We start from the raw sequence: 12,057 nt of genomic DNA, 5'->3' as shown, positions 1-12,057 counted from the left end.
TGTGGAAAGTCTCTTTTAATAAGTCGAGAACTTGCACTTTTATAAGCATTGATGAATTTTGTCATTTCTGTATTAGGATGTGCTTTGAACAAAATATGAACATGGTCTACATCATGATTCCATTCAACTAATGTGATGTTATAGTTTTCAGATAGTCGAACAAACATATCTTTTGCATAGTCTGACATATCATCATCAAACACATTTCTTCTGTATTTCACGACCAACACAAGATGATAATATAACAAGAATACTGAATGGTTATTACTATCTAATTTCATTTATATACCAGCCTTTATAATTTATAAGACTGATTATATCAGAGGCAAAATAAAAAGGAAAACCTTTTGGCTACGCCAAACCGAAATTCATCTCCCACCTACCGTTGGGCTACACCCTTCACACGCTTGAGGAAGGAGAATTCTTTCCGGAAATTCGTTAAAAAACTCCCATTCTATTGTTAAAGGAAGAGTACCCCATGCTGTTAACCAATACCACAACGCATCAGCATTCTCTCCATAATAATTCGGTAGATCTAATTTATTTTTCAATATTTTATGCATTATCTCTTTACTTGTAAATTTCCGTCATCTAATTGGATTGTTTCTATAATAAATATCCTCTCTATTTCATCTCAGTATAGAAACAAAGTCTATGGATGTTGTCATGTATTGATTAGCAGACTTTTAGCCCGCTATAAACTCAGCGTTTTTTTCCGGTGGAACACCCAAATCATATAACACATTACATAAATCAATGTTATCAATATTTCTCGAAGCTGGAATATCAATCTTATGGCTCGCTATTCTATTAGCTCATTCCGTAAATGCATTTGCAAGATTTATTCCCATATTGAAACCTGTAAGAAATCCTAGTATTTTCACATCCAATGCTTGTAAATTTTTCACAATAATTAGAGCGTTTTTTATTATAATACTTAGCTTTCAATTTTTATATCCTTACACCATATTTCTAATTCCATAGGAGGCATTATTATATTACAGGTATATAATTTCAAGCCCTCTTTTTCTACTTCACCAATTTCAATATCATGAAGAAAATATGGTAACTGTTCATATGTAAATGTTTTTATTGGTTTTTCTTTTACATATCCCATGCTATGTTTGAGATCTATTCTATAGCAACCGCTAAATTGAAAATCTACGTCGCCATTTTCATTCTTATAAGTTAGATGTACCTCATCACCAAAATAGTCGCATACTAATTTAGTAACCCATGCATCACAATAGTGTAAATTTTCAAATTCTGCTTGTATTCTCCTTACGTTCATTTTCGACCTCAATTCTTACTTTTTATATGGAATAAGAGCATCTAGACTTTTTATATCCACTTTACTCCCATTCTCATCCTTTTCTCCTTCACCAAGCCGTTTCAGTTGCTATTCCTGGTGCAAAAATTTCTAATCAGGTTAAAGAAAACTCTTCATATTTAATTCGTCCATTATTATTAGATAATGAAATTGAATTCATTAAACAACTTTGATCAAGTAATTATTCTTCCATAAAAAATTATGCTGATTTTTCTACCAAATCCATACTACTACTTCTTCTCCACTAGAATATATCTTTAGCACTTCCAACCTATTTCTTTTATCTTTTCCCAACAATATCTACAGTTTATAAAGTATTTGAACCCTTTTATCTGTCCATTTCCACGAATCACATATTATGAATACATTTATTCAACTACCTTATAATACGTTCTACATTATATAAAAATATCTATTACACTAGTTGAATACATGCTAGGGCAACATCCAAACCGAATAAACAATTAATTCAGAAATATTTTTAGAAACTTCATTATCTCACAATTACTTTTTTAAAATAAATCAAAAAATTTTTCTTTACTTTAAATTCCATAGTTCATATAATCTTCTATGGAATTACATTTTTTTCTAAATAGCTCCTCATTTCTATGTGTTCGAAAGGACAATTACAAATTATTATACCCTTATGTTTAACCAAGTAAAATAAAAATCCAGTTTTTCACAAGGAGAAGTGACTGCATGCAAGATATTTTAAAACTATTTCCGAGCGTTGACGGAAATGAAGAAAAACAACAACTTTTATTAGAATCTATGCAGAAAATAATTAAAAATCTTGACCGATTAAAAAATGAAGAGCGAGCTACTTTAGGTAAATGTGAGGAAAAATCCGAAGGATACTACAATGGCTTAATTCACCAAAGTCATATTCCACTAGCTGGAATCACTATGTCTGAGGTTATAGAAGAGCTAAACCAATTTATGAATGGTCATCCTTATCCAAATAAATATTACTTGTCTAACGCTGTACCACTACCAAGTATACCTTCACTATTAGGTGTAATAACCATGGCCCTTTTAAATGGTAATGGTGTTTGGGATGTATATGGTCCAGGGGCAGCTGAAGCAGAAGTAAAAGTTGTATCCATGCTTTCAAAACTGATTGGTTATAATCCGCATAATAGCGGTGGCTATACAACATGGGGTGGACAAGGATGCGTGTTTTCGAGCTTGCGCTTAGCAATTTCTAAACAATTCCCATCAGCAAAAGAACATGGCGCTCCACAAAATGTATATTGCTTTGCTTCTGAAAATGCACATTATAGTTTATTAAAGTCAGCTGAAGCAACTGGCATCGGATCAAATCACTTAATAAAAGTGAAAACTGATCCATATACAAATTCTATGGATATAGAAGATTTAGAGAATAAAATGATACAGGTTATTAAAAATGGCGGTATCCCCCTCTATATTCTAGCTACTATGGGGTCAACAGATACATTTACCATTGATGATATAAAAAAAATTAAAGAGAGCGCTGAAACAATACAGAAAAAATATAAATTAAAGCCTATTTATATCCATGCTGATTCTGCAATGGGTGGATTCTATAGCTTCTTTAATAATTATAATTTTGAAGAAAATCCACTCTCATTTGAACCTAATGTAAAAAATGCCTTACAATACGTACAAGATAAAATGCAATATATGTCTCTTGCTGATAGTGTATGTTTTGATTTTCATAAATTAGGACAAACACCTTATGCTTCAAGTATTTTAATCGTAAAAAATCATACTGATTTACAACTGATGGACATTGAACAAGATGACACACCTTATCTTGGTAATAGGTCATATGGAAGTTATCATACAGGCTATACCTTAGAATGTTCACGAGCTGGTAGCGCTATTCCCATGTATATCAATCTAGTAGCCTTTGGAATTGAAGGATATCAAAAATTATTAGCAAATTATATTCGTGTAAATCTATTATTTAGAGAAAAGTTGCGAAAAGCCCTGCCTCAAGTCGCAATCACAAATGATTTTACATTTGGACCAATTACGACTTTCCGTTTCTATATGAATGGAGATGGCCAAGAAAATTGGGAAAAAGAACGAATAGGCCTTGCAACAAAAGAAGAGATTGAAGATACAAACCGATTAAATATAGAACTATTTAATTACCTAGGAAAAAATCGCGATCAAGTATTTTTTGGTGACACAACTCGTTCTTGTGTAGTAGATGTAATAAACAGTTATGATAGAAATCCAATTTCTACATTAAAATTCTTTTCTATCTCTCCATATACAACTGTTGAATGTATAGATGAGATCGTAGAATTTCTTTATAAACATATTTCAATTGCTACTAAACAGATTTATTCATATGTTTAATAACCATTTTTGTTAGCGCTTTAATAGTTAAACTTAACTAAATTAAATAAAATTTTTAATCCTTTTAATTACTATTAATTACATCAGGAAAGAGGAAAAACATATGAATATAGAGCTACTTGATACACACCACGTGAAAGATGCAGCACATTTACTTGCACATTCTTTTGTGAATAATGAACCTCTTGTAAGCAGTTTACAAATTCCTTTTGCTCCTTTTCACAAAATGTGCGAAGAAATGATGAAACAAGCTGTATCTCAAGCTATGTCATTTGTAGCAATAGAAAATTTCCAAATTGTTGGAGTTCTTTTAACAAAAAAAGTAACCCAGCCACTAATAGATACAGAGAAAGCGATTGAACTATGCCCGCAAATGGAACCTATTTTTCAACTTTTAGATACATTAGAGACAGAATCTATTGAGTTTTCTCATTTAGATAAAGAAAAATTGGTCTATCTAGATATGGGCGCTTGTCATCCAGATTGGATGGGAAGTGGTATAGTCACTACCCTTCTTTCACATGCCATTCAAGAAATAAGTAAAAGAGATTATGATTTTATTGCTGCTTGTACAAATAAAATTTCTCAAAAAATCCTAAAAAAACTGTGTACGACCTATGAAATGAATGAAATAGTGTATAGTAATTTTCTTTATAAGGAAGCATACCCATTTGCTAACACAACAACTTCCTTAGCAGCACAATTACTATATATACCTCAATCCCAATTCGTCATTAAGGCCATATAAATTTGCGAAGAAGACTAGCTGTACTTTTGTGCAGCTGCTTTTTTATATAGAGTAAATAAGTAATAGATATTCTTACATAAGTGATACCTTTCACAATTTAACTTCTTCGAATTCAATAGCCACTTTCTCAGCATGCCTTATTTCTCTTCTGAGTCTACCTAAAAATCCCCTTCTATTTATTTCAACATGTTTCATCATGCTTTAATTTCATATGCTCCATTATTTCATCTATACAAGTAACTTAGACACTTCTCCCTATTTAATGACTAATCTTTTACTTTTTAAGTAATGATTGATACACATCTTCCCACTCTTAAATACTTTAAAATTTATTACCTAATAACCCCTTAACGTTCCCTGTAATTCTTACAATTCTCTTTCATTTTGTTTATCTATTCATTCATCCCCATATCCTATATATCTCCCCAATCTTCCCCAAAGAATCCAATGTAAAATTCATGATAAAAGAAAACAACCGTATCATATGTAGATTATTTAAGGGAAAAGAGTGAGAATTACTGTATTCCACTTTCTTTTCACCCTTTTTACAAGCTCTTTAAAGTCTAATTTTATTACATTCCTGCTAGGTAACATGTCTACTAATCATTAACAATTTGTATAGCTATATAAAGATTAAAGGAATCTCCTTTCCCCTATCGAATTATTGTAGAGGAAAGGAGAGGAATACATGGAAATTCTGGGATTAGATCCTCGCGCATTAGCGACTTTAGGTGCACTTGAATACACCAATCGTCGCAATAAATTAATTGAAGACTCGGAGAATAACATTTACGAGTGTAAAGAAATAAAAGAAATACTTCAATCACTTCCTAAAGAGAAGCAACTCGAGGTTCTTGAGAATCAAGCTCACTTTGAAGCTGTGGCAAAGATGATTGAACAAAACAATTTAATTCTTTTAGAACAGATGAAAGCTCTACAGCTAATTCAGAAATAAGAAACTTATGATTAATTAATTCTACATACGCTTCCATAAATAATGTCTCTTTATCTATACTACCAGCCTCTGTTTTTACAGGGGCTTTTGTTATGCGTTGATTCATATTTTGAATTTGAATGGTTTCTTTCACATGTATGAATAGATCTTCTAATAAACCTGGTGTAGACTCTAATTCCTGCTTTTCAATTTCCTCTGTGACGGCACTGATAAATTCCCATAGTACTTTTGCACCTAGTAGTTCTGCTAAACGTTTTTCACGCATTTCAAATGTTTTCATGTTCATATTAAACACTTCCCTTATCTAATAGTTTTTTAAAAATAAGTAATAAATTATTTCGTTTTAGGAAAACAATATAGAAATTAAATTCTCACTCTCGAAATTACACGTATCGTGACACTAATCTTCAAAAAAAAGAGTCCAATCAAAATTTAGTACCTTAGCTATATTCTTTGCGACAGGAACACTTGGATTTCTTTCACCACTTTCAATCATTGCATACATACTTCTAGATATTCTTGCCTTATATGCAATACAATCTTGTGTTTTCTCTTTATTTTTACGTTTTTCTAATAACCAAAACCTCATTATTTCCTCCTTTTATTGTCACAAAATGTGTAATTAATAATTATACTACACAATAATAAGTATGAAATCAATGTTTTTTACACATTTCGTGTACTTTGTTAAATGTTACATATTGTGACGTTATAATTGATATAGAAAACACCTAAAAGGAGGTAGCATATGTTTGGCACTAGACTACACACTCTTCGAAAAGAACGCAAACTGCGTCAAGAAGACATGGCAAATCAACTAGGGATTGCTCGAACTACATATGCAATGTATGAACAAGGAAATCGAGAACCTGATTATAATACATTGATAAAATTAGCGACTTTCTTTGAAGTATCAATTGATTACCTCCTCGGTACAACTGAAATGAGACAAGTTACAGACATACAAGATCCTGAGCTTTATCAATGGTTTGAAGATATAAAAAATGCGACTCCTCAAAAGCGAGAGGAATTAAAGAAGTTTTGGGAATTTATAATACAGAAAGAAGATTAATATATCAAAAAGACCGCCATCTTACCAAGGTAGCGGTCGCTGGTTCGAACCTAAACGAGAATATACCGTTATCTCCCTGATATTCAAGAGGGTTTCTTATGTATAACAATGGAACAGCTCTTCTAGGGAAGAAAATTCTATTTGACTTAAGCTTCTTTTCGATATTTAGCTAATACTTGTTCTAAACGTTTACGTTCACCTTAGGCGTATTCTTTTCTAAAGCTATTTCCATTGCTTTGAGAACAAGTTGTGCATTCAAATCTTCAATCCCCATATTAATCCCTTCAGCCACAAATGGTTTAATAACTCCAAAGTTTACTCGTTGAATGCTATTTGGTTTTCTTCTACTACTTTTCTATCATTTGAGCAGCTTGCTGCTTCTTTTCCCTTCATATCAAAAGCCTTTAGGCTACTTTTGCTCGCTTTAGGTTAGAGCTATCTTGTTAGTTTATTAGGCATAGATCCTTTTTTCTTATCCTATATTTCTGACCTTTTAATCTGACCATTTCCACGAACCACATATTATGAATACATTTATAAATCACCCTTACAAATATAAAAATAAGAAGATCCATGCGAATAAACGCTTTAGAATCTTCCTATTCCTCCATATACACCCTTAAAAATAGTTGGCTTATTGCTTTGTATTAGATAATCCCCTTTTTCAATAAACTTACATAACTATTATCTCCAATGATGACATGATCTAGAAGAGGGATACCAATAATAATTCCACATTCTTTTAATCGCTTAGTTACTTCAACATCTTCTTGAGATTCCATACTATGTCCTGAAGGGTGGTTATGGAAACATACTATTGAAGATGCATTGTTTAATATTGCTGTGCGGAACGTCTCGCGTGGATGGACTAACGATGAATCAACAGTTCCTTCAAACACAATGCTACATCCAATAATTTCATTCTTTGTATTTAAGTTAAATACACCAAAAATTTCATTTGGCCTTGATTCTATATCAAATATAATCTGTGCAAAGCGTACAGCATCCGCTGGACAAGTGATTTTCTTTTTCTCAATATCATAAATTCGATTACTGTCTTTTACCAACTTTACAGATTGAACCATAATTTTCTTACCCATGTCCTTCTCCTTTCGAAATAAAAAAGACGAGACTGCTCCTCTCATCTTTTTTCACATTCTTTTGTATTTTGAAATCCAAAATTCTTATTTCCTCACTACAATTCTTAATACTTTAAGATAATCTATCACATCCTTGTTAGTTGATTACTTGTCCTATTCCTACAACGCAAAAAAACCTTCCAGGAATACATTCGTATTACAAATTAGCGTATATGCGTTATACACTTCCTTGTAATGAATCGTAAACCCGAAAGGTTTGTGGTTATTTAGGAATGATTAAAAAGGAAAAATTTTCTTGAACTTATTATATAATAAGTTCATTTCTATTTCAATTAAAACAAACTAAATATTCATGCTTTTCCAAAGGAGATTTGATTTCTATATTAAAAGACACCCATATTCAATTGAGTGTCTTTACAAAATTATTTAACTTGTTTTTGTAGAATTTCTTTTAATTCTCGCACAGTCTTGGAAAATTCATCAATTCTTATCGTACACATTTCGATAGTTTTTTCAGTATCAATAACTTCCCACACAGGATGAACAGCTTCTATCTCCTGTTTTGGATACAGCAATATGCACCTTTTAACTTCCTTATAAGCCGTGACATACGCATACATTTGATAAATGTCACTCTGAACATAACTACTTCTTCCATTATTTGTTGCACTTTTCCACTTCGTATCCATGATTATCACATTATTAATCACAAAATCTGGTTTTAATAAAATGTTCTGGCGTCCACTCTTCTTATTACGTAATAGCCTCTTTTCTGCATGTTGACTGATTATTTTATTATTACCAATAGTCTCTTGTAGTGCTACTTCAATATATTTTTCAAACAACATATTCATTTGAAATAAGAAAGAGAACGATGATGCTCCTCGTCCTTTACTATAAATCGTTGCCCGCTCAACAATTAGCTTAGCAAATAAAGCAGCTTGACGAAAACGTTCATTCTGTCGGTTAAATGTAATACTCTTTAATTCCTTCTCTGTAAAATACACTACATCCACAGGTTCTAAGTAGCCTAAACAGCGCTCAAGATAAAGTTTTAAAGTATGTATTTTTGTATGCTTTTTTACAATGAGCAATGCACATTTAAATAGCTGGTTCAAAGAGTTATTTTCCGTATATTCATCAAATGCACAATATGCTTTTGTTTTTTGAAATACATTCTTATAAATGTGTTTACTAAGCTCGATTTTGCCACGCAGTGTATTTAAATTTTCTTCATGACGTTCGTATGTTTTATAAGTCCCTTTTCTGAGTTCATTCAGCAAACGAGTAAGAAATGTAGCAAGAAATGCCGTAAGCAGTTCTCCTCTATCCTCGCCATTTAGTACTTCCTCATAAAATGAAATTGGCAAAAATTCTGTAATCGAAAGCATTCCTAGCAATGCCTTTCGATCCTCAATAGGTGTGATTTTTATTTTGGGTATAATTTCATACCGCACATCAGAACATTGTATGACGCCAACATAATTAATAAACCGAAGTCGTTTATACTTTTGATCAATCACCTGTTCATTTGGATATTTCTCTTCAATATATCGTATAAGCTCATCAAATTGTTCTACTGTAACGTCACTTTCTGTAATCCAGTCATACGCCTCACGCACTATAATTGTCTTATTCATAAATTGCGATTAGCTCTTGCGCTGTTAATTTTCGTTTTACTCGGTACAGTGCAGGAATATAAATAGATGGCTTTTGTTTAAACAGTTCATTTACATTAACTTCTTCTTTATAAACAATATATTGATCTTCCTTTGAACTCCCTATTCCGCCCAAAACAAGACCGATTTTTTCCCAATCATCATAAAAATACTCTTGTAAAAGTGGAATGATTTTCGTTTGAAAAATAGCTATAACTTCATTATCCGTTTTCGCGTTGATAAAATACGCATGCCCAATCATATGATCACGATCGTACAGCACTTCAATCCTCCAATTAATAACAGAAAGCATTTCAGCAAGGTCAATTTCATCACCAATCGATTCAAGAAGATCAGTATTTGGCATGATTTCTTCAAACACAAAGCGGCGACGTAACGCTGTATCAAGCAAAGCTATAGAGCGGTCAGCCGTATTCATTGTCCCAATTACATATAGATTGGGAGGTAACGTAAACTTCTCTTTTGAATACGGTAATTCAACAATCAATTCATTACTTTGTGTTAAACGCTTATCCTCTTCCAGTAACGTTAACAGCTCACCAAAAATCTTAGAAATATTGCCTCGGTTCATTTCATCAATAATTACAACATGTTTTTTCGCATTCGAATAATCAAACGAACTGTTTTCCAACAATGCCTTTTGAATAATTGCCTTTTTCTCTTCTACTTCAACTTCAATTTTTTCTTCGTCTTCTACTGTATCTTCCATTTTTTCTAATATCCAATTTAGTACAGACCAATATCTCGTCTGATTACACCCACCAATCGCCTCACGAACAAACATAGTATTATTCTTCCAATCAATATCATGCTCCTGAACATAGCGATACAAGCTTAGTAAACGATTCTTTGAAACTATTGAACTAGTTTTTACATCTTCACTCGTTACAACTATATTATTTTGCTCTGAAATATATGAAATGAAATTTTTCGTTCCTGTTTTTGATTCAAATTGAATATTATTCTTCAAACCATTTTCAACCAAGTAATCATAAAGTTGCTCAAAACGAACTTCATTCGAAAATTCCTGACTTGTACTTTGAATTCCTTCATACATCGCTTCAAGTGCCGCTTTTTTCAAAATACCATCCGTTGGCACAAAGTTCCCTTTTCCATCAGATTTCAATCCTTCTATAAAATCTTCATATCCATAGGACTGATGGAACGTTACAAGATGAATTTGTCCTTCTTTTGTTAAACGTGAAAACTCTTGTTGCAATGCTTCTCGTCCATCCGCCTTCAGTTCCTCATATGTTCTTTTATCGATTAATTCAAGAGCACGTTCAACAATTTGATATGTTTTCCCTGTTCCAGGTGGACCAAAAAATACATAGTTTCTTGGATCTGAGTCTGACACTTCAGTAGATTCTTGGGGCGTATTGCTAATTTCCTTTCCCTGCATAAATACTAAGTTAATTACATTCTTATTTTTCACTTCATTTAATGTACTACGATATCCCCCGTAACCTATGAACTCTCTTTCTTCAGTATTAATCCACTTAACAGGAAGTAGATGTCCGTACTCTTCAGAGAATTCATAACCATCAACAGTATCTTTAGTAATTTTCCCAACAGCACTAACTCGTAACACTGATCTTGTCTTCCCATCAACCTTACGAGTAAATGATGTTTTTAAAGCAACAAAGTCTCCTTCTTTCATTTTTAAAAATTGCTTTAATGCTTTTTGTCCTGCTGATGTTTCTTCCTTCTCATCAATGATATCCTCAATATTTTCTTCTTCTAAAAGAGAGGATAAATCTTCACGTAAAAAGCCTATTGCTATGCAATTGTTTTTCAATAAAAAATCTTGAATAGAACGATCTTTTCCATATGTATGTCCAGCTAGCCAATAGTTTGTATTCTTATCAAGCGATTTATCCCGCTCAGAAAATGTATCCCAGATAAATCTTGAGATCTTTTCATTAGACCAATCTAAAAAAACATTTTGTTTCTTAATAGAATGCAACACTGCATGATTCAAAGCAATTGCATTCTGAGGAGTAAGCAATTCATCTTTTATATTTAATTCCTTTCCTAACTCAATCAAAATTGGTGGTGAATAAATATTAAAAAATCTCTCTGGAACATAAAGATTTAAAATTTTTAGCAGTACCATATTATAAATTGGTAAATTCAATGTAACAATTTCAGAAATGCGGTCTTCCTTTGCAAGCCGAATTGCTTCACAAATCCCCCTTTTTAGAGCTCTAAATTCTTCCTGCAACTGTTCACCTTTTAATACCATTTTTTGTTTACCGTAACCTTGACAGTACTCACCAGTTTTAGCACGATAAATACCGAATTTAGCAGCATTTGCTCCCCCAATACCGCCTAGGATATTTTTCTGTTCAAGCCAGTAGTTAAAACAATCTTTAGTTTTAGTATTTGCATATTCTTCTATCGTTAGATTTCTTAAGGATTCTAATGGAAAACGTTTTATGAATTCTTGGCGTCCTGATTCTTTTTCAGCAAGCAATGAAATATCGGGTTCATAATGAGTAGCCTTTTGGATCACTATTTGAATCTTCATATTGGAAATTACCCCCAATTAATTTTATAGATTAATTATAGAATATGGGGAGAAAAGAAGGAAGTAATTGGGGGCAGATTAATAAACCTTGTGGATTAGGTTTGGGGATTGAAAAGTAGTTACTTCCTATAACTTAGTTAGGAGAGCGCCACCTTGACAGTTTTGTCATCGTAGGCCCTTAATCTCTCTAGTCTGCTATCTCAATGGTATCAATACTTGAGAGACTATTCCCAAAAGCTGAAACTGTGGGGGTTCTATATAAACTCACAACTCGTAAAGAGGACTACTTAA

The 12,057-nt window shown here is 32.4% G+C and carries 11 protein-coding genes and 2 pseudogenes; 4 read left to right on the top strand and 9 right to left on the bottom strand.

What is annotated here, in order from left to right; all coding sequences use genetic code 11:
* The 3 genes from tnpA to HFD78_RS19100 form a co-directional block, all read right to left on the bottom strand.
* Positions 1-281, bottom strand: a 281-nt coding sequence (gene tnpA / locus HFD78_RS19110; RefSeq protein ID WP_044810443.1) for an IS200/IS605-like element ISBth16 family transposase, incomplete at its 3' end; no start/stop codon positions are given.
* Between the two features lie 87 nt (positions 282-368).
* Positions 369-563 (bottom strand): barstar family protein, encoded by a 195-nt coding sequence (locus HFD78_RS19105; RefSeq protein ID WP_238797734.1) that lies wholly within the window; start codon positions 561-563, stop codon positions 369-371.
* A 374-nt stretch (positions 564-937) separates the two neighbouring features.
* On the bottom strand, positions 938-1,291 hold the full coding sequence (locus HFD78_RS19100; protein WP_001102907.1) for a hypothetical protein: 354 nt from the start codon (positions 1,289-1,291) through the stop codon (positions 938-940).
* A gap of 83 nt (positions 1,292-1,374) precedes the next feature.
* Between HFD78_RS19100 and HFD78_RS29550 the strand changes: the two are divergent.
* From HFD78_RS29550 to HFD78_RS19090, 3 genes and pseudogenes are all read left to right on the top strand, one after another.
* Positions 1,375-1,503, top strand: a pseudogene (locus HFD78_RS29550) (aldo/keto reductase); the annotation flags it as partial.
* A 526-nt stretch (positions 1,504-2,029) separates the two neighbouring features.
* Complete coding sequence (locus HFD78_RS19095) at positions 2,030-3,682, top strand: pyridoxal phosphate-dependent decarboxylase family protein (RefSeq protein WP_001152308.1); 1,653 nt, start codon at positions 2,030-2,032, stop codon at positions 3,680-3,682.
* 103 nt (positions 3,683-3,785) lie between these two features.
* Positions 3,786-4,430, top strand: coding sequence for a GNAT family N-acetyltransferase (locus tag HFD78_RS19090; protein WP_001019440.1), 645 nt, complete (start codon positions 3,786-3,788; stop codon positions 4,428-4,430).
* Between the two features lie 830 nt (positions 4,431-5,260).
* Here the strand turns inward: HFD78_RS19090 and HFD78_RS19085 are convergent.
* A complete protein-coding gene (locus HFD78_RS19085; RefSeq protein ID WP_001056465.1) occupies positions 5,261-5,671 on the bottom strand; it encodes a hypothetical protein in 411 nt (136 codons plus the stop codon).
* A gap of 114 nt (positions 5,672-5,785) precedes the next feature.
* The gene (locus HFD78_RS19080) at positions 5,786-5,974 is read right to left on the bottom strand and encodes a helix-turn-helix transcriptional regulator (RefSeq protein ID WP_001213250.1); all 189 of its coding nucleotides are present in this window, start codon (positions 5,972-5,974) and stop codon (positions 5,786-5,788) included.
* Positions 5,975-6,133: 159 nt separating this feature from the next.
* Here HFD78_RS19080 and HFD78_RS19075 point away from each other — a divergent pair, with 159 nt between their 5' ends.
* Positions 6,134-6,457, top strand: a complete 324-nt coding sequence (locus HFD78_RS19075; protein ID WP_000468121.1) for a helix-turn-helix domain-containing protein — start codon at positions 6,134-6,136, stop codon at positions 6,455-6,457.
* Positions 6,458-6,650: 193 nt separating this feature from the next.
* On the opposite strand, the pseudogene HFD78_RS29545 reads toward HFD78_RS19075, so the two are convergent.
* The 4 genes and pseudogenes from HFD78_RS29545 to HFD78_RS19060 form a co-directional block, all read right to left on the bottom strand.
* Positions 6,651-6,841: pseudogene (locus HFD78_RS29545) on the bottom strand (DnaD domain-containing protein); the annotation flags it as partial.
* 263 nt (positions 6,842-7,104) lie between these two features.
* Positions 7,105-7,557, bottom strand: coding sequence for a JAB domain-containing protein (locus HFD78_RS19070; protein ID WP_000516687.1), 453 nt, complete (start codon positions 7,555-7,557; stop codon positions 7,105-7,107).
* A gap of 422 nt (positions 7,558-7,979) precedes the next feature.
* Positions 7,980-9,197 (bottom strand): McrC family protein, encoded by a 1,218-nt coding sequence (locus tag HFD78_RS19065; RefSeq protein WP_001044035.1) that lies wholly within the window; start codon positions 9,195-9,197, stop codon positions 7,980-7,982.
* A complete protein-coding gene (locus HFD78_RS19060; protein WP_000701549.1) occupies positions 9,190-11,766 on the bottom strand; it encodes an AAA family ATPase in 2,577 nt (858 codons plus the stop codon). The genes HFD78_RS19065 and HFD78_RS19060 overlap by 8 nt, the downstream gene beginning before the upstream one ends.
* Positions 11,767-12,057: the final 291 nt, after the last annotated feature.

The sequence above is a fragment of the Bacillus sp. EKM501B genome (genome assembly GCF_011800505.1).
Taxonomy (GTDB): Bacteria; Bacillota; Bacilli; order Bacillales; family Bacillaceae_G; genus Bacillus_A; species Bacillus_A cereus.
The sequence above is the reverse complement of the archived record's forward strand: the minus strand, read 5'-3'. Positions and strand labels throughout refer to the sequence as shown.